This window comes from Kitasatospora sp. NBC_01539 (genome assembly GCF_045040525.1).
In the GTDB taxonomy this organism is placed as follows: Bacteria; Actinomycetota; Actinomycetes; order Streptomycetales; family Streptomycetaceae; genus Kitasatospora.
Genome location: NZ_CP109390.1, coordinates 3,037,035 through 3,058,713 on the forward strand (window position 1 = coordinate 3,037,035; position 21,679 = coordinate 3,058,713).

The 21,679-nt window shown below is 74.4% G+C and carries 17 protein-coding genes; 16 read left to right on the forward strand and 1 reads right to left on the reverse strand.

Translation table 11 applies throughout. The annotated features are described in order from the left end of the window. Window positions 1-160: 160 nt before the first annotated feature. The 7 genes from OG335_RS12950 to OG335_RS12980 all read left to right on the forward strand — a co-directional run bounded on the left by OG335_RS12950 (window position 161) and on the right by OG335_RS12980 (window position 7,693). Entirely contained in the window at window positions 161-1,357 is a 1,197-nt protein-coding gene (locus OG335_RS12950; protein ID WP_405011250.1) for an ROK family transcriptional regulator, read from the forward strand. 109 nt (window positions 1,358-1,466) lie between these two features. Continuing rightward, complete coding sequence (locus tag OG335_RS12955) at window positions 1,467-2,819, forward strand: ABC transporter substrate-binding protein (protein ID WP_405011251.1); 1,353 nt, start codon at window positions 1,467-1,469, stop codon at window positions 2,817-2,819. A 10-nt stretch (window positions 2,820-2,829) separates the two neighbouring features. Beyond that, entirely contained in the window at window positions 2,830-3,786 is a 957-nt protein-coding gene (locus tag OG335_RS12960; RefSeq protein ID WP_405011252.1) for a carbohydrate ABC transporter permease, read from the forward strand. Window positions 3,787-3,789: 3 nt separating this feature from the next. Then, window positions 3,790-4,689, forward strand: coding sequence for a carbohydrate ABC transporter permease (locus tag OG335_RS12965; RefSeq protein ID WP_405011253.1), 900 nt, complete (start codon window positions 3,790-3,792; stop codon window positions 4,687-4,689). Next, the gene (locus OG335_RS12970) at window positions 4,689-5,978 is read left to right on the forward strand and encodes a 6-phospho-beta-glucosidase (RefSeq protein ID WP_405011254.1); all 1,290 of its coding nucleotides are present in this window, start codon (window positions 4,689-4,691) and stop codon (window positions 5,976-5,978) included. Before OG335_RS12965 ends, OG335_RS12970 begins: the two co-directional genes overlap by 1 nt. A gap of 40 nt (window positions 5,979-6,018) precedes the next feature. Continuing rightward, window positions 6,019-7,035 carry an N-acetylglucosamine kinase gene (locus OG335_RS12975; RefSeq protein WP_405011255.1) on the forward strand — a complete coding sequence of 339 codons (1,017 nt, stop codon included), beginning with the start codon at window positions 6,019-6,021 and terminating at the stop codon, window positions 7,033-7,035. Window positions 7,036-7,270: 235 nt separating this feature from the next. Beyond that, entirely contained in the window at window positions 7,271-7,693 is a 423-nt protein-coding gene (locus OG335_RS12980; protein ID WP_405011256.1) for a hypothetical protein, read from the forward strand. A 76-nt stretch (window positions 7,694-7,769) separates the two neighbouring features. Here OG335_RS12980 and OG335_RS12985 read toward each other — a convergent pair whose 3' ends face one another. Further along, the gene (locus tag OG335_RS12985; protein ID WP_405011257.1) at window positions 7,770-8,345 is read right to left on the reverse strand and encodes a nucleosidase; all 576 of its coding nucleotides are present in this window, start codon (window positions 8,343-8,345) and stop codon (window positions 7,770-7,772) included. A gap of 251 nt (window positions 8,346-8,596) precedes the next feature. Here OG335_RS12985 and OG335_RS12990 point away from each other — a divergent pair, with 251 nt between their 5' ends. The 9 genes from OG335_RS12990 to OG335_RS13030 all read left to right on the forward strand — a co-directional run bounded on the left by OG335_RS12990 (window position 8,597) and on the right by OG335_RS13030 (window position 21,595). Beyond that, window positions 8,597-10,006 (forward strand): hypothetical protein, encoded by a 1,410-nt coding sequence (locus tag OG335_RS12990; protein WP_405011258.1) that lies wholly within the window; start codon window positions 8,597-8,599, stop codon window positions 10,004-10,006. Between the two features lie 12 nt (window positions 10,007-10,018). Then, window positions 10,019-10,972, forward strand: a complete 954-nt coding sequence (locus tag OG335_RS12995) for a glutamate ABC transporter substrate-binding protein (RefSeq protein ID WP_405011259.1) — start codon at window positions 10,019-10,021, stop codon at window positions 10,970-10,972. A 216-nt stretch (window positions 10,973-11,188) separates the two neighbouring features. Beyond that, window positions 11,189-12,616, forward strand: coding sequence for a hypothetical protein (locus OG335_RS13000; RefSeq protein WP_405015379.1), 1,428 nt, complete (start codon window positions 11,189-11,191; stop codon window positions 12,614-12,616). Next, the gene (locus OG335_RS13005; protein WP_405011260.1) at window positions 12,609-15,110 is read left to right on the forward strand and encodes a tetratricopeptide repeat protein; all 2,502 of its coding nucleotides are present in this window, start codon (window positions 12,609-12,611) and stop codon (window positions 15,108-15,110) included. Before OG335_RS13000 ends, OG335_RS13005 begins: the two co-directional genes overlap by 8 nt. Before the next feature lie 3 nt (window positions 15,111-15,113). Next, window positions 15,114-16,544: a protein phosphatase 2C domain-containing protein gene (locus OG335_RS13010; RefSeq protein WP_405011261.1), complete on the forward strand. Its 1,431-nt coding sequence runs from the start codon at window positions 15,114-15,116 to the stop codon at window positions 16,542-16,544. Window positions 16,545-16,593: 49 nt separating this feature from the next. After that, complete coding sequence (locus OG335_RS13015) at window positions 16,594-17,925, forward strand: VWA domain-containing protein (RefSeq protein ID WP_405011262.1); 1,332 nt, start codon at window positions 16,594-16,596, stop codon at window positions 17,923-17,925. 45 nt (window positions 17,926-17,970) lie between these two features. After that, complete coding sequence (locus OG335_RS13020) at window positions 17,971-19,434, forward strand: FHA domain-containing protein (RefSeq protein ID WP_405011263.1); 1,464 nt, start codon at window positions 17,971-17,973, stop codon at window positions 19,432-19,434. 110 nt (window positions 19,435-19,544) lie between these two features. After that, window positions 19,545-20,462: an ABC transporter ATP-binding protein gene (locus OG335_RS13025; protein ID WP_405011264.1), complete on the forward strand. Its 918-nt coding sequence runs from the start codon at window positions 19,545-19,547 to the stop codon at window positions 20,460-20,462. Next, window positions 20,459-21,595: an ABC transporter permease gene (locus OG335_RS13030; RefSeq protein ID WP_405011265.1), complete on the forward strand. Its 1,137-nt coding sequence runs from the start codon at window positions 20,459-20,461 to the stop codon at window positions 21,593-21,595. The genes OG335_RS13025 and OG335_RS13030 overlap by 4 nt, the downstream gene beginning before the upstream one ends. Window positions 21,596-21,679 lie beyond the last annotated feature (84 nt).

A 21,679-nucleotide genomic window follows, 5' to 3' on the forward strand; every position in this document is an offset into this window, starting at 1 on the left:
GGATCCCGGGGGCCCTTCGCGTTCGGCCGGTAACGCTTCGACCTCGGTCCATTGACACCCCCGGGGCGACGATCTACCGTCCTCCCAGGGATTGGAAACTTTCCTAACAGTCTCCCGGGAAAGCACCCCTGGCGGCACCGGCCCGCCCCGACGGAGGAGGATGCGAGACGTGACCGACACCACCCGCACCCCGCTCGCCGGGACGCCCAGCCTGCTGCGCGCCATCAACGACCGCGCCGCACTCGAACTCCTGCTCGCCAACGGGCCGCTCTCCCGCACCCAGATCGGCACCCTCACCGGCCTGTCGAAGCCCACCGCCTCCCAGCTGCTCGCACGGCTGGAGGCCGCCGGCCTGGTCGTGCCGGTCGGCACCACCGCCGGCGGCCCCGGCCCCAACGCGCAGCTCTACCAGGTCAACCCCGCCGCCGGGTACGTCGCCGGGCTCGACGTCAGCACCACCCACGTGCGCATCGGCGTCGCCGACATCACCGGCACCACCCTCGCCGAACACCAGGTCGCCACCCGCGGCTGGCCCGCCGCCGCCACCGTCGCCAACGTCGGCGCCGCCGTCGCCGAGACCGTCCGCCAGGCCGGACTCGCACCCGGCAGCCTCCGCGAGATCGTCATCGGGGTGCCCGGTGCCCTCGACCCCGCCACCGGCCGGCTCCGCTACGCCTCCCACCTGCCCGGCTGGCACTCGCCGCGGCTCGTCGCCGAACTGGAGGCCGGGCTCGGCGCACCCGTCGCCATCGAGAACGACGTCAACCTGGCCGCCATCGCCGAGCAGGCGTTCGGCGCCGCCGCGGGCTGCGAGGACTTCGTCCTGCTCTGGGCCGAGGAGGGTATCGGCGCCGCCATCGTCATCGCCGGCCGCCTGCACCGCGGCTTCACCGGCGGCGCCGGCGAGGTCGGCTACATGCCGGTGCCCGGCGCCCCGGTCGTCCACGACGTCCGCCGCAAGAACTCCGGCGGCTTCCAGGAGCTCGCCGGCGCCGACGCCGTCCTCGCACTGGCCGTCGAACACGGGCTCGGCGCGGCCGGCGCGCAGGAGGCCGTGGCGCTCGCCCTCGACACCCCCGGCGCCGGCGACACCTTCCTCGGCATCCTCGCCGAACGGATCGCCGTCGGCCTGGCCTCCATCGTCTCCGTCGTCGACCCCGAACTCCTGGTGCTCTCCGGCGGCGTCCCCGCCGCGGGCGGCGAGCGGCTGCGCGCCCTCGTCCAGGAGTCGCTGGCCCGGATCGCCATCCCCCGGCCCGAGGTGCGGTGCACCAGCGTCCCGGGCTCCCCCGTCCTGCACGGCGCACTGCAACGCGCCCTCGCCACCGCCAGGGAAGCGGCCTTCACGACCCACTGACCGCCGACCCCGTGCACCCCGCACCGATCCCCCCGCACCGCACACCATCCCCCACGCACGGGCCGAAGGGCGATGACGCCTGCCCACGCACCCCCAGGAGGACCCTCCAGTGCACACCACCCCCAGCGCGGCGCGCCGCGCGATCGCCGCCCTCGCCGGCACCGCCTGCCTCGCGCTGCTCGCCACCGCCTGCACCGGCCAGCAGCAGGGCGGCGGGGACGACGGCTCCGCCCAGGGCAAGGACGTCACCATCACCTTCTGGCACGGCTGGAGCCAGGAGAGCGAGACCAAGGCGATCGACGCCAACGTCGCGGCGTTCCAGAAGCTGCACCCCAACATCCACGTCAAGGTGGTCGGCAACATCGCCGACGACAAGAGCGAGCAGGCCCTGCGGGCCGGCGGCGACGCCGCCCCCGACGTCGTCTCCTCCTTCACCACCGACAACGTGGGCAAGTTCTGCTCCGCCAAGGTCTGGGCCGACCTGGCGCCGTTCCTCGGGAAGGACGGCATCGACCCCGCGAAGACCTTCCCGTCCGCGATGCTCACCTACAGCGCCTACCAGGGCAACCAGTGCTCGTTGCCGCTGCTCGGCGACGCGTACGGCCTCTACTACAACAAGACCGCCTTCGCCGCCGCCGGGATCACCGCACCGCCGAAGACCTTCGGCGAGTTCGAGGCCGACGCCGTCAAGCTGACCGTGGCGAAGGGCGACGGCTACCGGCAGCTCGGCTTCATGCCGAACTACCACGGCTACGAATCCACCCCCACCCACTTCCTCGGCCAGTACGGCGCCTCGTACTTCGGCGCCGACGGCAAGTCCGACATCGCCACCGACCCCCGGGTCGCCGCGATGTTCACCTGGCAGAAGAACCTCGTCGGCAAGCTCGGCGGCTTCGAGAAGCTGGAGAAGTACCGCGCCGGCTTCGGCGACGAGTTCAGCGCCAAGAACCCGTTCACCACCGGGCAGGTGGCGATGGCCATCGACGGCGAGTGGCGCACCGCCTCGCTCGCCGAGGACAAGCCGGACTTCGAGTGGGCCACCGCACCGTTCCCGGTGCCGGACGACCAGGCCGCCACCTACGGCCGCGGCTACCAGACCGGCACCATCATCGGCATCTCGGGCACCAGCCGCAAGCAGACCGCCGCCTGGGAACTCGTCAAGTACCTGACCACCGACACCGACGCCGTCGTGGCCTTCGCCAACGCCATCCACAACGTGCCCAGCACCCTGGCCGCCCTCGACTCGCCGAAGCTCGAAGCGGACGCCGACTTCCGCACCTTCCTGGACATCGCCCGCAACCCGCACTCCTCGACCACGCCCGCCTCCGTCAACGGCGGCGCCTACCAGGTCTCCCTGCAGAACCTCGGCTACGCCTACGAGTCCGGCACGCAGAACGACCTCGCCGCCGGCCTGCGCGCCACCGCGGGCGAGATCGACGCCGCCGTCGACCAGGCGAAGTGACGGCCGCCCCATGGCCCTCACCGCACCCGCCGTCCCGGCGGCGCTGAAGCGCAAGCGCCGCCGGGAGCGCGCCCGCACCCTCGCCTTCCTCTCCCCCTGGCTCATCGGCTTCGGCGTCTTCTTCGCCTACCCGCTGCTGTCCACCGCGTACTTCTCCTTCATGAAGTACGACGGCTTCACCGCCCCCGCCTTCAACGGGTCGAAGAACTGGACGTACCTCTTCACGCACTACCCGTTCTTCTGGCAGGGCCTGCGGAACACCCTCTGGCTGGTCGTCGTCATGGTGACCCTGCGGGTGGCCTTCGGCCTCGGTGTCGGCCTGCTCATCACCAAGGTGAGGACCGGCGCCGGGTTCTTCCGCACCGCCTTCTACCTGCCCTACCTGGCACCGCCGGTGGCCGCCACGATGGCCTTCGCCTTCCTGCTCAACCCCGGCACCGGACCCGTCAACCACCTGCTCGGCGAGATCGGCCTGCCGCAGCCGGGCTGGTTCACCGACCCGGCCTGGTCGAAGCCCGCCCTCACCCTGCTCGGCCTGTGGGGCGTCGGCGACCTCATGGTCATCTTCATGGCCGCCCTGCTCGACGTGCCGCGCGACCAGTACGAGGCCGCCGAACTCGACGGCGCCGGGCCCTGGCACCGGTTCCGCTTCGTCACCCTGCCGAACATCTCCCCCATCGTGATGTTCGCCGTGGTCACCGGGGTCATCCAGACCATGCAGTACTACACCCAGGCGATCGTCGCCGGAAAGGTCGCCAGCGGCGTGATCGGCGGCTCCGGCCAGCAGTTCGAGCCCGGCTACCCGCACGGCTCCACCTGGACGCTCCCGCAGATGGTCTACAACCTCGGCTTCCAGCGCTTCGACACGGGCACCGCCTGCGCGGCCGCCCTCATCCTGTTCGCGATCTCCATGGCCTTCACCGCCCTGCTGCTGCGCCGCGGGGCCGGCCTGATCGGTGAGGACTGACCCATGACGATCACCTCCACCGGCGTCCGACTGCCCGCGGCCGCCGCCGGCACCACCCCCGCCGCCCGCGCCGCCCGCCGCCGGGCCGTGCTCTCCTGGGTGGCCGTCCACTCGCTGGCCGTCACCGCCGCACTGTTCTTCCTGCTGCCGTTCGCGTTCGTCCTCCTCACCTCGGTGATGAGCGACCAGCAGGCCCTCACCCCGCAGTTGTGGCCGACGAGCTGGCACTGGGGCAACTACGCCGAGGTCTGGAGCACCCCCGGTTTCCTCACCTGGTGGCGCAACACCCTGCTGTACGCGGTCGCCGGCACCGCGCTGACCGTCGCCTCCAGCGTGCCGGTGGCGTACGCCCTCGCGAAGTTCCGCTTCCGCGGCCGCCGGCTCGCCCTGATGGCGGTCGTCTCCATGATGATGCTGCCGCCGCAGGTCACGGTCGTCCCGATGTACCTGTTCTGGGCGAAGCAGCTCCACCTGACCGGCACGCTCTGGCCGTTGATCATCCCGATGGCCTTCGGCGACGCCTTCTCGATCTTCCTGCTGCGGCAGTTCCTGCTCACCATCCCGAACGAGTACGTCGAGGCCGCCCGCATGGACGGCTGCGGCGACCTGCGCACCCTGCTGCGGGTCGTGCTGCCGATGGCGAAACCCGCCGTCGCGGCCGTCGCGCTCTTCCAGTTCTTCTGCTGCTGGAACGACTACTTCGGGCCGCAGATCTACGCCAGCGAGAACCCGGGCGCCTGGACCCTGAGCTACGGCCTGGAGTCCTTCAAGGGTGCCCACCACACCAACTGGAACCTCACCATGGCGGCCACCCTCCTGGTGCTGGCACCGGTGATCGTTCTCTTCTTCTTCGCACAGAAGGCCTTCATCGAAGGCGTGACACTGACAGGGGTCAAGGGCTGATGTCCGCACTGAAGTTGGCAATCGTCGGCGGCGGTTCCACCTACACACCCGAGCTGATCGACGGCTTCGCCCGCCTGCGGGACACCCTGCCGGTCGGCGAGCTCGTCCTGATCGACCCGGCCGCCGACCGGCTGGAGCTGATCGCCGGCCTCGCCCGGCGGATCTTCGCCCGGCAGGGCCACGGCGCGGTCGTCACGACGACGACCGACGTCGCCGCGGGCGTCGACGGCGCCGACGCCGTACTGCTGCAGCTGCGCGTCGGCGGCCAGGCCGCCCGCAACGAGGACGAGACCTGGCCGCTGGAGTGCGGCTGCGTCGGCCAGGAGACCACCGGTGCCGGCGGCCTCGCCAAGGCCCTGCGCACCGTGCCGGTCGTCCTCGACATCGCCGAGCAGGTGCGGCGGGCCAACCCGGCCGCCTGGATCGTCGACTTCACCAACCCGGTCGGCATCGTCACCCGCGCCCTGCAGACCGCCGGGCACCGCGCGGTCGGCCTGTGCAACGTCGCGATCGGCTTCCAGCGGAAGTTCGCCGCCCACCTCGGCGTCGCTCCCGAACTCGTACGCCTCGACCACGTCGGCCTCAACCACCTCACCTGGGAGCGCGGCGTCACCCTGCTCGACTCCCCCGGCGCCGCCACCGGCCGCGAGGTGCTGCCCGAACTCCTCGCCGGCCACGGCGAGGAGATCGCCGCCGACCTCCACCTGCCGGTCGGCGTCGTGCGCCGGCTCGGCGTCGTGCCCTCCTACTACCTCCGCTACTTCTACCAGCACGACGTGGTCGTACAGGAGTTGAAGGAGAAGGGCTCGCGCGCCGCCGAGGTCGCCGCGATCGAACGCCAACTGCTGGAGATGTACGCCGACCCGGCCCTCGACACCAAGCCCGAGCTGCTCGGCAAGCGCGGCGGCGCCTTCTACTCCGAGGCCGCCGTGCAGCTCATCGCCGCCCTGCTGGGCACCGACGGCAACACCGGCGTACAGGTCGTCAACACCCGCAACGACGGCATCCTGCCCTTCCTCCCTGACGACGCCGTCATCGAGGTGCCCGCCGAGGTGGACGCCGCCGGGGTGCGCCCGCTGCCCCAGCGGCCCGTCGAACCGCTCTACGCCGGCCTCATCGCCAACGTCACCGCGTACGAGCACCTCGCCCTCGACGCCGCCCTCAGGGGCGGCCGCGACCGGGTCTTCGACGCCCTGCTCGCCCACCCGCTGATCGGCCAGCTCGACCGCGCCGAACAGCTCACCGACCGGCTGATCGCCCACAACCGCGCCCACCTCGGCTGGGCGTGACACCGCACATGACCACCTCGCGCCACCCCTGGGGAATCCGATGAACCGTCACTTCGGCGGGCAGGTACCCGGCGTCCTCGCCATCGACGCCGGAAACAGCAAGACCGACGTCGCCCTCGTCGCCGCCGACGGCACCGTGCTCGGCACCGCACGCGGCGGCGGCTTCCAGCCCCAGCCCGACGGCGCGGACCGGGCGATCGCCGAACTCACCCCGCTCGTCGAGGCCGTGGCCGCCCAGGCCGGGCTGCGGCCCGGCACCCCGCTCACCAGCCACGTGAGCGCCTGTCTCGCCAACGCCGACCTGCCCGTGGAGGAACAGCGGCTGCTCGCCGCGGTCGAGGCCCGGCCGTGGGGCGTCACCGGCGCCGTCGCCAACGACACCTTCGGCCTGCTGCGGGCCGGCACCGACGGGCCGCGCGGTGTCGCCGTGGTCTGCGGCGCCGGCATCAACTGCGCCGGCCTCCTGCCGGACGGCCGCACCGCGCGCTTCCCCGCCCTCGGCATGCTCACCGGCGACTGGGGCGGCGGCGGCGGGCTCGCCGCCGAGGCCATGTGGCACGCCGCCCGGGCCGAGGACGGCCGCGGCGGCGCCACCGCCCTCGCGCCCGCGATCGGCGCGCACTTCGGCCTGCCCGGCGCGACCGCCGTCGCCGAGGCCGTGCACCTGGGCGACCTCCCCCGGGAGCGGCTGCACGAGATCGTCCCGGTGCTGTTCGCCGCCGCCGAGGGCGGCGACCCGACCGCCCTCTCCCTGATCGACCGCCAGGCCGACGAGATCGTCCGCCTCGCGGTGGTCGCGCTGACCCGCCTGGACCTGCTCGACGAGCCCGTGCCGGTCGTCCTGGGCGGCGGCGTCCTGGCGGCGCAACACCCGCTGCTCCACGACAACGTGACGGCGCGTCTGGCCGCCGCGGCCCCGCTCGCCGAGCCGCGGGTGGTCGTCGCACCGCCGGTGCTCGGCGCGGCCCTGCTCGGCCTCGACCGGCTCGACGCGGGCCCGCAGGCGCAGCAGCGGCTGCGGGCGGCGTACACCGCCCGGCGGTCGGCCGCGGCCTGACGGACCCCGCCGCCGCGGCCGCCCCGGGTCCGCACACCCGGGCCGGCCGCGGCGGCGGCCTCCCGCCCCGGCGGGCGGGCGCACCGACGTGCTCGAACGGTGAACACCGGGTCACGAATCGACCCGCGCGGGCTCGCACGTTTGATCGGACGGCCCGATGGCCGCTACGCTCCCGGCTTCGCAGGGCAGGCCCGCACCTCGGGCCCGCTGACCGTCCCCAGGGGGAGCACGCCAGATGGCGATCCGTAAGTCCACCATGCAGGAGCAGGTCGCCGCGGCGATCGCCGCGATCGAGCCGAACGACCGGCCCGTCGTCACCTTCCACACCGTCACCGGCCCCAGCCCCTGGCTGATGAGCCAGCTCGGCGTGATCGGCCAGCTCTTCGTCAAGTACTACTTCGTCACGCTGACCGAGCGCGTCGTCGTCGTGCACCGCGCCGCCCGCATGAGCAACCGCCCGCAGGAGCTCGTCCACGTCGTGCCGCTGGAGCAGGCCCGCGCGCTGGTCACCGAGGTGAAGCGGGCCACCCTGTGGAGCTCGATGCGCTTCCACTTCCCCGGGGAGGAGAAGCCGACCCGCCTCAACGTGGCCCGCTACTGGCGCACCGAGCTCGACCAGTTCGTGCCCGCGCTGACCGGCGTGCAGATCACCGCCTGAGCAGCGGGACGCACAGCACGAAGGCCGGGACCGTGGTGGTCCCGGCCTCCGTGCGTGCCGCGGGCGGGCACCGGCGTCAGAGCCGGTCGTCGGCCCACGCCGCCAGGATCTTCGCGCAGCCGTCCACCGACTCGCGCCAGGTGCGGGCCGCGCCGTCGCCCGCCTCGTCGCTGACGTGCTTCACCAGGCGCACCGGCACCCCCGCGCCCCGGGCGACGGTGACGAGCGCGTAGCCCTCCATGTCGACGAGGTCGGCCTCGCGGGCCAGCCGGTCGCGGGCGTCCGGGTCGGAGACGAACAGGTCGCCGGTGGCGAGCGTGAGGCCGTCGCCGTCGGCCAGGGTGATCGCCTCGCCGTAGCTGCGGCCGGTGAGTTCGCGCAGCACCGGGGTGTCGATGTCGTGCTGCAGCACCCGGGCGATCTCGTGGGTGCCGCCGGCCAGGCCGGGCCGCAGCGCGCCGGCCGTGCCGAGGTTGACGACCTCCGACGGGTGCGGGCCCCGGGCGAGCACGGTCGCCAGCGAGGCCGCGGCGTTGATCTTGCCCATGCCGGTCAGCAGCACGGGGAGGCGCTCGCCGAGGTGTGCGGCCTCCTCGCGGACGGCGACGACGAGGAGCGGACGGTCCGGGGTGATGGTGCCGAGCAGACGCATGCGCCCATGCTACGGGCCGCCCCCACGGCCCCGGCAGGCCCTCCCGGCCTCCGGCGCACCCGTGCCGCCCCACCGGCAGGCCGCCGAATGTTCACCGGCAGCGCACGAAAAGTACGGATAGGTGTCGGATCGGGTCTTTGGTGCGACCTCAAGATCAGCACAACTCGCGTGTGGCCGTCACACGGGACGGCCATACTGCTGGCGTCGGGGATGCCCCGGCACCGGGGTGGGGCGAGGGGGAGGTGGGCCGGGTGACGAGACCGGCGGTCATCGGGGCGACAGCACCACTGCCGTCGCCGGGCGGACGCGGCGGCACGTCGCGGCTGCCCGGGCTGCAGGACGGCCGGGAACGGCTGGCCGAAATCCGGCTCGCGTCCCGCACACCGCCCGGCCGACTGCGGCTGGCGGGCGCGGTGCTGGTCGCCGTGGTGCTGCTCTTCGGCGCCGTGGCGGCCTGGCAGGCCTCCGCCCGGGCCGGCGCCGCCGACCGGCTGGTGGCGCACAGCCAGCCGCTCAGCCAGGACGCGGCGGACATCTACCGCTCGCTCGCCGACGCCGACACCACCGCCGCCACCGGGTTCCTCCTCGCCGGCGAGGAACCCCCCGAGGTCCGCAAGCGCTACGAGGACGACCTCGCCACGGCGGCCCGGCTCCTCACCCGCGCCGCGGCCCGCAGCACCGCCGACTCCCCCGCCCAGCGCTGGATATCCGAGCTGAACCAGCAACTGCCCCAGTACGCCGGTCTGGTGGAGGCCGCCAGGGCCAACGACCGGCAGGGCCTGCCGCTCGGCGGCGCCTACCTCCGGTACGCCTCCGGGGTCATGCAGAACACCGTCCTCCCCGCCGCCGAACAGCTCGTCACCGCCGAGGCGCAGCGCCGCGACGACGACTCCGACCGGGCCGAAGCCCTGCCGTGGGGCGCGGTGCTGGCCGGCCTCGCCGTGCTGGTCGCCCTCGGCACGTACCAGCTGCACCTGTTCCGCCGCACCAACCGGGTGTTCAACCCCGGCCTGGTCGCGGCCTCGCTGGCCGTGCTGCTCGCCACCGGCTGGCTGGCCGTCGGCGGCCTGGTCGCGTCGGCCTCCCTCGCGGCGGGCCGCACCGAGGGCGCCGAACCGCTGCAGCACCTCGGCCGTGCCCGCACCGAGGTGCTGCAGGCCCGCGCCGCCGAGAACCTCCACTACATCTCCCGTGGTGCCAGCGAGAGTTACGCCAAGCGCTGGCAGGCCGTCACCGACGAGCTCGGTGGCGCGCCCACCGCCGACGGCAAGGGCCGCACCGGCACCGGATCGCTGCACACCGCCGAGAGCGGGGCGCCCGCCGGCGAGGCCCGGGCCCACCTCGCGGCAGCCGTGAAGCAGTTCACCGAGTGGGACGCCCGGCACGCCAAGGCTGCCGCGAGCGACCGCGCCGGCGACTACGACACCGCCCTGCGCACCACCGTCGCGGTGGGCGCGGACACCACGGCCGACGCCGCGTTCACCGCGACGGACCGCGAACTCGCCGCGGCCGGCGCCGCCGAGCAGGCCCGCTTCACCGCCGAGACCTCCGGGGTCGCCGGCGGGTACGACGCGCTCGCGGTCGGCGCGGCGGTCCTCGCCGTGGCCGCCGCGGCCGCCACGGTCCGCGGCATCGGCCGCCGACTGGCCGAGTACCGGTAGAGGGGGACGGGCATGACGGCGATCCGTACGACAGGCACCCGGGCGGCGGCCGGCGCGGCCGCGGCCGCCCTCGCGGTCACCGCGGCGGTGCTCGGCACCGGCGGCGACGCCCGCACCGCGCCGGACCTCCCGGTGCCGGCGGCGGCCGTGGCGGCCGCCCCCGGGCTGGCCCCCGCCGCGGACTGCGACCCGACGAGGAGCGCACCCCCGGCGAAGGACGCCTCCGGGGCGAAGATCCGGCAGATCCGGCAGCGCGGCACGCTGATCGTCGGTGTCGACCAGAACAGCTTCAACTGGGGCTTCCGCAACCCGCAGAACGGCAGGATCGAAGGCTTCGACATCGACCTGGCGCGGGCCGTCGCGGCGTCGGTCCTGGGCGACCCGGACAAGGTCACCCTGAAGACCGTGCCGACCGCCCGCCGGATCGACGCGATCAAGAACAACGAGGTCGACATCATCACCCGCACGATGAGCATCACGTGCGACCGGCTGAAGGAGGTCGCCTTCTCGGTGCCGTACTTCCGCTCCGGGCAGCAGGCGGTGGTGCCCCGCTCGTCGAAGGCCACGACCGTCGCGGAGGCCTTCCGGGGCAAGCGCGCCTGCACGCCCGCCAGTTCCTCCTCCGACGTCGAGCTGAAGCGCGATCCGCGCGGCGCCTCCGAGGTCAAGGTGGTGGAGAACCAGCTCGACTGCCTCGTCCTGATGCAGCTCGGCCTGATCGACGTCACGCTCACGGACACGACGCTGGCCGCCGCGCAGGCCGCCCAGGACCCGACCGTCCGGGTGCTCAAGGAGACGATCCTGCCCGGCTACACCGGCGTCGCCGTCAACAAGTCCGCACCCGACCTGGTCGCCTGGGTCAACCAGACCCTGGCCGACTACCGGGCGGGCGGCGGGTGGCAGCGCAGTTACGACCGCTGGCTGGCACCCAGCATGGGTGCCTCCTCCGCGCAGTACCTGCCGTAGTCTCGTCACCCCGTCACCCCGTCACCCGTCGTCCCGTCACCCGAGGCCCCGTCGTCCGGGGCCGCCGTCACCGCGGCTCCCCGCGCCATCGCAGCACCGCCACCACCGGCCGGCACCGCCGGCCGTCGCGGGCGGTGGCCGACGGCTCCGGAGCCCCGGGGAACGGACGACCGCACCGGAGAGGAAAGGACCGTGGCAGGAACTGCCGGCCCGGCGATGAGCCGGGAGGAGGTGGACCGCGCACTCGCGCGGCTGGGCGCCGAGCGCGACGCCGTGGAGGCGGCGCTGCTGGACCTGCAGGACCATCCGGGCCGTCGGCTGCTGGAGGGCGCCGCCCTGAGCGGACGCACCGAGGAGCGCTGGTCCGTCGCCGGGCAGGGCCTGTCGGCGCTCTGGACGCTCTTCGACCGCTACTCGGAGACGCTGGCCTCGGCCCGCGCCGTCCGCTCACGCCGCGCACGGCCCGGCGCGGCCGAGCTCGCCGAACTCGGCGAGCTGCTCGGCGGCGCCTCGGTGACCGTCGCCGGCGGCCAACTGCCCGACAGCGCCGGCCGGATCGGCGCGCCCGCGCGGCTCGTCGAGCAGGTCAGCCTCGCCGACGTGCTCGACCGCATGAACGGCTGGTACGCGGCCGTGCTGGAGGTGGTCACCGCCGTCGACGCGGTCTGGTCGGCCCTGCCCGCCCGGATCGACCTGCTCCTCACCGAACTGCAGCGCGTGCAGATGCTCGCGGTCTCCGTCGGAGTCCGGCCGGGCGGCCACCCGCTCGCTGACGACCTCGCGCAGCTCGCGGACGACCTGACGGCGCAGCGCGCCGAGGTGATCTCCGACCCGCTGGCCCTGTGGCGGCCCGCCCGGGTGCCCGCCCAGCGCGGCGACGGCGGCCCGGCCGCGGCCGGCCGCGCCGGCGGTGCGGTCGACACCGCGCGGTTCGACCGGGCCGGGCGCGCGCTCGACGACGTCCGGGTGGAGCTCGAAGGGCTGCTGCGGCTCCGCGACGAGTCGCACGAACGGCTGCAGCAGGTCGCGGACCTGCTGCAGCGCGCCGACGCCACGCTCTCGGAGGCGCGGCGGGCCCGCGGCGAGGTGCTCGCGAAGATCGCCTCGACCGAGGTCCCGGCCGTGCCCGGCCCGGCCTCCGCGCTGCGCGAGCGGATCTCGCTGGCCGTCGACCTCCAGCACGGCGGCCAGTGGCACCGGCTCGGGCCGGTGCTGGACGCCCTGGAGGACGCGGCCGCCAAGGAACTCGACCGCGCCCGGCAGTCGCTGACCGAGGTGGCGCAGCCGCTGGCCGTCCGGGCCGAACTGCGCGGCCGGCTGGAGGCGTACCGGGCGATGGCCGCCAGGCTCGGGATCACCGAGGACCCGGAGGTCGTCGAACGCTTCGAGAAGGCCCGCTGGCTGCTGTGGAGCGCACCCTGCGACCTCCGCGCGGCTGCGGAGGCGGTGGCCCGCTTCCAGCACGCCGTACGGCCCGGACCGGCGGCGCTGCCCGCCGGGACGGGCGACCCGGCGGGCAGCGCCGCCGGTCCGGGCCACGGATACGGGTACGGGTACGGACACGGACAGGACGCGGAGACACCGGCACCACGGGACGCCCGGCCGGTGCAGGACGCGCAGGGGGGCGGGGGAACCGATGGGTGAGACGTGCACGCGGCCGGAGTGCTCGGGCGCCGGGACGATCGACGCGGACGGCTACTGCGACGAGTGCGGCCTCGCCGCCCCCGCGGGCGGCACCGGCCGGTCCGCGGCGGGCGCACCCGCGCCGGCGGGCCCGCCGACCGTCGTGGGGCTGACGACCGTCGTGGGCACCGGGCCGGTGCGGTGCACCCGGAACTGCCCGGGGACGATCGACGCGGACGGCTACTGCGACGAGTGCGGTCTCGCCGCCGAGGCCGCGGCGACGGGCGGCGCCGCCCTGCCCGCGCAGCGGAACTCCCCGGGCTCCTCCGGCACCGGCCGGACCGGGTCCGCCCGGACGATGTCCGGCCGGTCGCGCTCGCACCGGTCCGCCCGCACCGGCAGCGGCCGCTCCGTCTCCGTGCGCAGCAGCAAGGGCTCGGCGGGCACCGGGCGGCGCGGCAACCTCGGCGCCGGCCTGGTGATCGTGCCCCCCGTGCCGCGGCCCGACCCGGCCGCGGCCGTGCTGACCGACCCCGAGGTGCCGGAGCGCAAGCGGTTCTGCTCCAAGTGCGACGCCCCGGTGGGCCGCTCGAAGAACGACGTGGCCGGCCGCCCCGACGGCTTCTGCACCTCCTGCGGCACGCCGTACTCCTTCACGCCCAAACTGCGCGGCGGCGACCTCGTCGGCGGCCAGTACGAGGTGGCCGGCTGCCTCGCGCACGGCGGCCTCGGCTGGATCTACCTCGCCATCGACCGCCGGGTCAACGACCGGTGGGTGGTGCTCAAGGGCCTGCTCGACACCGGCGACGAGGACGCCCTCGCGGTGGCCATCGCCGAACGCCGCTTCCTGGCCGAGGTCGACCACCCCAACATCGTCCGCATCATCAACTTCGCCGAGCACCCCGACCTGCGGACGGGCTCCACCGACGGCTACATCGTCATGGAGTACATCGGCGGCCGGTCGCTCAAGGACATCGCCAACGACCGCCGCACACCCGACGGCCGCCGCGACCCGCTGCCGGTCGAGCAGGCCCTCGCGTACGCGCTGGAGGCACTGCCCGCGCTCGGCTACCTGCACGGCCGCGGCCTGGTCTACTGCGACTTCAAGATAGACAACGTCATCCAGAGCGAGGACTCGCTCAAGATCATCGACATGGGTGCCGTCCGCCACGCCGACGACGACGGGCCGATCTACGGCACCGTCGGCTACCAGGCGCCCGAGATCGCCACCGACGGACCGTCACCCGCCTCCGACCTCTACACCGTGGCCCGCACCCTGGCCGTGCTCACCTTCGACTTCCAGGGCTACGCCACCACCCACCGGCACGAACTCCCCGGCCCCGAGCAGGTGCCGCTCCTCGCGCAGTACGAGTCCTACTACCGGCTCCTCGTCCGCGCGACCGACCCCGACCCGGCCCGCCGCTTCGCCTCCGCGGAGGAGATGGCCGACCAGCTCACGGGCGTCCTGCGGGAGGTCCTCGCCCTCCAGGACGGCCGGCCCCGACCCGCCCTCTCCACGCTCTTCGGGCCCGAGACCCGGGTCGTCGACACCGAACTCGCCGCCGCCCCGCCCGAGCCGGCCGCCGCCGCGCTCGCCCTGCCCGTCCCCCGCGTCGACACCGCAGACGCCAACGCCGGCTTCCTCGCCGCGCTCGCCGGCGGCACGCCCGCCGAGGCGCTCGCCGCACTCGCCACCGCCCCCGCGCCCTCGCTCGAACTCCGGCTGCGCGCCCTCCGCGCCCACCTGGAACTCGGCGACACCGCCGCCGCCGACACCGCCCTCGACGGGATCGAGAAGGACCACCCCGGCGACTGGCGGGCCGTCTGGTACCGCGGCCTGACCGCCCTCACCCGCGGAGCCGCTGCCGCCGCGGCCGAGGCGTTCGACGCCGTCTACGACGCCTTCCCCGGCGAGACCGCCCCCAAGCTGGCGCTCGCCGCCTGCGCCGAGCTGCTCGGCAACGGCGAGGACGCCGCCGAGTTCTACCGGCTCGTCGCCACCACCGACCACGCCTACGTCGGCGCCGCCTTCGGCCTCGCCCGGGTACGGCTCGCGGCCGGCGACCGGCCCGGCGCCGTCGCCGCCCTGGAGGCGGTGCCCGAGTCGTCGGCGCACCACACCGCCGCCCGGATCGCCGCCGTCCGCGCCCGCCTGCGCGAACGCCCCGCGACCGACCCCCTCGGCACCGACCTGGCCCGCTGCTCCGAGCAGCTCACCGCGCTCTCCCTCGACGCCCGGCGACACGAGGAGCTCTCCGTCGAGGTGCTCGACGCGGCACTCGGCTGGGTGCTGGCCGGCCGGCCCGGCGTCCCGGCCGCCGGAACCGCCGCCGGAACCACGGCCCCCTCCGCCGGAACCGCCCCCGAAGTGCTCGGACATCCTGCGGACGAACGGGAACTGCGCTTCGCTCTGGAACACTCCTACCGGATGTTGGCGCGGTTGTCCGACCGGGCCGAGACGAGGATCGAGATGGTGGAGCGCGCCAACCGGTGCCGCCCCCGGACGTGGGTGTGAGCAATGCCGCAGCAGACCGTGTGCCCGAGCTGTGCCGAGCCACTGGACCCGCAGGACGCGTACTGCGGGTCGTGCGGGCGCGACCTGAAAGCCCCCGCGGCGCCGCCCGCGCCCCCGGTGGTCACCGACCACCGGCCCGCGCCCGGCGGCACGCTCCCTGACATGCCCTCGGCCGCCCCCGCGACCGTCACCTGCGTGCACTGCCAGGCCCCCGGCGTCGCCGCCGACGGCTACTGCGAAGCCTGCGGCAGGTCGCAGCCCCGGCCGCGCGACCACCAGGAGCGGGCCATGGCCGGCGTCGCCGGGGTCAGCGACCGCGGCCTGCGCCACCACCGCAACGAGGACGCCTTCACCATCGCCGGCACCTCGCTGCCCGGCGGCTCACCCGCCGTCATCGCCGTGGTCTGCGACGGCGTCTCCTCCTCCGCCCGCCCCGACGAGGCCTCCGCCACCGCCGTGGACGCCGCGTCCGAATCCCTGCTCAGCTCCCTCGAACAGGGCATCGACCCCGGCGCCGCCATGCGCCGGGCCATCGACGAGGCCGCCCGCGCCGTCACCGAACTCGCGTACGACGGCCGCACCCCCGCCCAGCCCGGCGGCGGCCTCAACGCACCCGCCTGCACCTACGTCAGCGCCATCTCGGCGGCCGGACTGGTCACCATCGGCTGGGTCGGCGACACCCGCGCGTACTGGATCCCCGACGACCGCGAGTCCGCCGAGCCCTACCGGCTCACCGAGGACGACTCCTGGGCCGCCCGCATGGTCTCCGCCGGCTTCATGGCCGAGGCCGAGGCGTACGCCGACCCGCGGGCCCACGCCATCACCGGCTGGCTCGGCGCGGACGCCGAGGAACTCCTGCCGCACACCGTCTCGTTCACCCCGCACGTGCCCGGCGTGCTGCTGATCTGCACCGACGGGCTGTGGAACTACGCGGAGGCCGCCACCGACCTGGCGTTCTTCGTGCGCGCCGACGCCCGTACGGAGCCGCTCGCCGCCGCCCGGACACTGGTCGACTTCGCGATCACCGCGGGCGGCCACGACAACATCACCGTCGCGGTGCTGCCGATCACCCCGGACGACGGCGACCACGAAGCCACGCTGCTCGACCTGCCGGTGCAGCGCGCCGCCGCACCGGCGCGGCCCGCCGCGGCGGTCGGTCCGTACGCGGCGGTCGGCCCGTACCCGGGCGGGAGCGGGGACGACGGGTACGACGGGTACGACGTCACGCTCGCGGACCTCGCCGCGGCGGCGCCCGTGCCCCCGGCACCGCCCGCACCGCCCGCACCGCCGAGGCCGGCCTTCCCGCCGGGTGCACCGGCCGCCCTGCCGACACCTCCCGCGCCGCTCGCCCCGCCCGCCTCCGCCCCGCCGGCACCGGCACCGGCACCGGCACCGGCACCGGCACCGGCACCGGCACCGGCACGCAACGACTGAGCACGACCGACGACCACCCGCCTGACCGCTCGACAGGAGCTCTCACGCCATGGCAAGTCTGTCCAAGCCGAACGCGCCCCACTTCAGCGTCGACATCTTCCAGAACGAGTACCTCGCCGAGGGCTCACGGGAGGTCAACGCGATCGTCACGGTCACCGCCACCGGCGGCGGCACCTCGGGCGGGCGCCCGCTGACCGCCGGCGCACCGGCCGACGCCGCCGTGGTGATCATGATCGACTGCTCCGGCTCGATGGACCACCCCGCCGCCAAGATGCGCAACGCGCGGGAGGCGACCGCGGCCGCCGTCGACACCCTGCGCGACGGCGTCGCCTTCGCCGTCGTCGCGGGCACCCACGAGGCCGCCGAGGTCTACCCCGGCGGCGGCGTGCTCGCCGTCGCCTCCCCCGCCACCCGGGAGGCCGCCAGGACCGCCCTGCGCAAGCTCACCCCGATGGGCGGCACCGCCATCGGCACCTGGCTCGCGCTGGCCCACCGGCTGTTCGACACCCGGCCCGACCTCTCCATCCGGCACGGCATCCTGCTGACCGACGGCCGCAACGAGCACGAGAAGCCCGCCGCGCTGCAGGCCGTCCTCGACCGCGCCTCCGGGTCCTTCACCGCCGACTGCCGCGGCGTCGGCACCGACTGGGAGGTCGCCGAGCTGCGCCGGATATCCTCCGCGCTGCTCGGCACCGTCGACATCGTGGCGGAGCCCTCCGGCCTCGCCGACGACTTCCGCACCATGATGGCCAAGACGATGGACAAGCAGGTCGCGGACGTCGCGCTGCGGGTCTGGACCCCGGCCAACGCCGTCGTGAAGTACGTCAAGCAGGTCGCCCCCGCCGTCGAGGACCTCACCGGCCGCCGCTCCGACAGCGGCCCGCGGGCCGGCGACTACCCGACCGGCTCCTGGGGCGACGAGAGCCGCGACTACCACGTCTGCATCGAGGTGCCCGCCGCCGCCGTGGGTGACGAGATGCTCGCCGCCCGTATCAGCCTGGTCCTGCCGCAGCCCGACGGCACCGCCGAGGTACTCTCGCAGGGTCTCGTCCGGGCCGTGTGGACCGACGACCTGGCCTCCTCCACCCGCATCAACCAGCAGGTGGCGCACTACACGGGACAGGCCGAGCTCGCCTCCTCGATCCAGGAGGGGCTCGCCGCCCACCGGGCCGGAGACGTCGACCGGGCCACCGCCAAGCTCGGCGCGGCCGTCCGGCTCGCCCACGCGACCGGCAACGACGCCACCTTCCGTCTGCTCGAGAAGGTGGTGGACGTGGTGGACGCGCGGGAGGGTACGGTTCGATTCCGTAAGAACGTGAGCGAGGCCGACTCGATGACACTCGAGACCCGGTCGACCAAGACCGTGCGTGTGAAGAGATGACCGGCCACCTCCCGGGGCCGGACCTGCTGGAATGTGGGGGACTTGATGCCGATCTGCCCTAGGGGCCATGAGTCGCAGGCCGAGGACTGGTGCGACTTCTGCGGCTTCCCGATGACTCCGCCGCCCGGCCTGGCCGTCCCGGGCGCCCCGTCGGGTGCGGGTTCACCGTTCGGTGCCCCCGCCGGTCCCGGCTACCCCCCGCCGCCGCCCCCGGCGTCCACCGCCCCGCCCCACCCGGGCCAGGGCGGTCCTGGCCAGGGTGCTCCCGGTCACGGTGGTCCTGGTCACATCGGTCACGGCGGCCCGGGAGAGTCGCCGTACGGCGGCGGGAGCCCCTACGAGCGGCCCTCGTACGAGCGCCCCGGCTACGAGTCCTCGCCGTACGGCCGGTCGCCGTACGAGGAGCAGGGCTACGCCCCCGACCAGGGGTACGAGGAGCCGTCGTACGAGCGCCACTCCGGCGGCCTCGGCGGGCTCTCGATCGGCGGCGGCTCCCACGGCGGCTCCCCCGACATCACGGCCGGCCTCGTGACCTGCCCGATCTGCCGCAGCCCGCAGACCGGCCGGTACTGCGAGGAGTGCGGGTACGACTACGACCTGTCGGCCCCGCCGCGCGCCCAGGCCCCGGCCGCACCGCCTGCGGCACCCCCGACCGCACCCCCGCCCCCGCCCCAGGGCGGCCCCGGACGTCCGGGCGGCTACGGCTTCCCGCCCCCGGCGGGCGCCCCCGGCCCCGGCCCCGTGCCCGCACCGCCGTCGGGCCCGTACCAGCCGTCGGCGTTCGAGAAGCAGGGCTTCGACCGGCCTGCCCCCGCCCCCTTCGGCGAGCCGGAAGGCTTCGAGCGGACCGGCCCGGTCTACGCCGAGCCCGGCACCGGCGCACCCGGCAGCGACTTCGGGACGTCGTTCCGGCTCGCGCCGCCCGGCACCGAGCGGCAGGGACCGCCCCCCGGCCACACCCCCGGCTACCCGCCGGGCCAGGCCCCCGGTCAGGGTCAGGGTCCGGGGCAGGCGCCGGGCCGCCCGCCCGGTCAGGCACCGGGCCGTCCGCCGCAGGGACACGGACACCCCGGCGGCCCGGCCTCGCCGCCGCCCACCCGCACCCAGTGGATCGCCGTGGTCAGCGCCGACCGTGACTACTTCACGGACATGATGACCCGCAGCGGCCCCGACGCCTCCGGGCTGTACTTCCCGCCGTACAGCCCCGAGCGGCGGATCCCGCTGACCGGCCGCGGCCAGCTGCGGATCGGCCGCCGCAGCCAGCAGCGCGGCACCGTGCCGGAGATCGACCTTTCGGTGCCGCCGGAGGACCCGGGCGCCTCGCACCAGCACGCGCTGCTCGCCGAGCAGCCGGACGGCAGCTGGGTGCTGGTCGACCAGGACTCCACCAACGGCACCACGATGAACGGCGGCGCCGAGCCGGTGCCGCCGCACACCGCGATCCCGTTGAACGACGGCGACCGCATCCACATCGGTGCGTGGACGACGATCACGATGCACCGCGCCTGACGGAGCGTCCGCACGACGAAGCGGGGCCTGCGCCGGAACTCCGGTGCCGGCCCTGCTTTGTCGGCCAACCACCTGCAGGAACGCCGTCGCACGGCCTAGGGTCATGTGACATGACTGCAGCGATATCCGCCGAGGAAATACGGAAGCGGTACGGGGACGTCCAGGCCGTCGACGGTGTGTCACTCACCGTCGACACCGGCGAGTTCTACGGGATCCTCGGTCCCAACGGCGCCGGCAAGACCACCACGCTGGAAATTCTGGAAGGCATCCGCGAGCCCGACGAGGGCCGCGTCGAACTGCTGGGGCTGAAGCCCTGGCCGCGCAACACCGCCCTGCTGCCGCGCATCGGCGTGCAGTTCCAGGCGTCCGCCTTCTTCAACCGGCTCACCGCCCGCGAGACGATCCGCACCTTCGCCTCCTTCTACGGCGTCGGGCCGAAGCGGGCCGACGCCATGCTGGAACGGGTCGGCCTCACCGACTCCGCCGGGGTGCAGACCGAGAAGATGTCCGGGGGCCAGGCACAGCGGCTCTCCATCGCCTGTGCCCTCGTCCACGACCCGGAGCTGGTGTTCCTCGACGAGCCGACCACCGGACTCGACCCGCAGGCCCGCCGCAACCTGTGGGACCTCCTGCGCGACATCAACGCCGAGGGACGCACCGTCGTCCTCACCACCCACTACCTGGACGAGGCCGAGGTGCTCTGCGACCGCGTCTCGGTCATGGACCACGGAAAGGTGCTCAGGACGGGCGCCCCCGCGGCCCTGGTCCGGGAGATCGACGACACCGTCCGGATCAGCGTGGAATCCGGACTGCTAGCCCCGGAGTCCGCCCGTGAGCTCTTCACCGCGGCCGGGGCCGACGTCTCCGCGCTGGACGACGACGGCGTCTCCCTGAGCGTCTCCACCCGCATCCCGGCGCCGGTGCTCTCCGTCCTCGCCGAACAGAACGCCCTGCGTGGCCTGGAGGTCCGCGGCGCCACCCTGGAGGACGTCTTCCTCCGGCTGACCGGACGGGAGTACCGGGCATGACCGTCACCACCCCCACGACGGCCGGGCCGCGCCCCGCCGAACGCCCGCCGGCCGACAACGAGCGCGCCAGCGCGTTCGTCGGGCTGGTCAGGGTGATGCTGCTGGGCTTCGTCCGCGACCGCGGCACGCTCTTCTTCACCCTGATCATGCCGCTGATCTTCCTGCTGCTCTTCGGCACCCTCCTCAAGGGCGCGGGCACCGCCCACGTCGAGATCGCCCAGGTGGGCCCGGTGCAGGTGCTGGACGCCGTGCAGGGCGACGGCCGCGCCGACCTGGAGAAGGTCCTCAAGATCACGAAGTTCGAGGACGAGGGCGCCGCCCTGGAGAAGGTCCGCAAGGGCGACCTCGACGCCCTCGTGGAGCAGGGCCCCGGCGGCCGGGTGGTGCTCCGCTACAGCGCGTCCGACCAGGTCACCGCTGGCAGCGTCCGGGCGATCGTCGACTCCGTCGTCCAGGCCGCCAACCAGGCCGCGGCGGGCAGGCCGCCCGCGTACACGCTGTCCCCGAGCCAGGTCGAGGACGAGTCGCTCAAGCCGATCCAGTACCTCACCCCCGGCCTGTTGGGCTGGGCCATCGCGATGGGCGCCGTCTACGGCGCGTCGTTCACCCTGATCAACTGGCGCACCAAGCGGGTGCTCCGCCGGCTGCGGCTGGCCCCGGTCTCGATCGGCTCCGTGATCGGCGCACGGGTCATGGTCAACTGCATCGTGGCCCTGGCCCAGACCGCGATCTTCCTGGTCATCGCCACCATGCCGTTCTTCGGGCTCAAGCTCACGGGCAGCTGGTGGCTGGTGGTGCCCCTCGTGCTCTGCGCGACCATCGCCTTCATGTCGATCGGGCTCGTGACCGGCAGCCTCGCCAAGACCGAGGAGGCGGCCAACGGCATCAACCAGCTGATCATCCTCCCGATGTCCTTCCTCGGCGGCGCGTTCTTCCCGCTCGACGGCGGCCCCGGCTGGCTTCAGACGGTCTCCAAGCTGCTGCCGCTCCGCTACCTGGTCACGGCCGCCCAGTCCGTGCTCAGCCGCGGCGGCGGCGTGATGGACGCCCTGCCCACCATGGGCGGCCTGCTCGCCTTCTCCGCGGTGCTCTGCCTGGTCGCATGGCGCTTCTTCAACTGGGACGACGTCTAGCCGTCCTCGCCGGGAGCTGCTCCCGGCCGACGCGTTCCGGCCGGAGCGTTCCGCCCGGGGCGTTCCGGCCGGCACCGTCCGGGC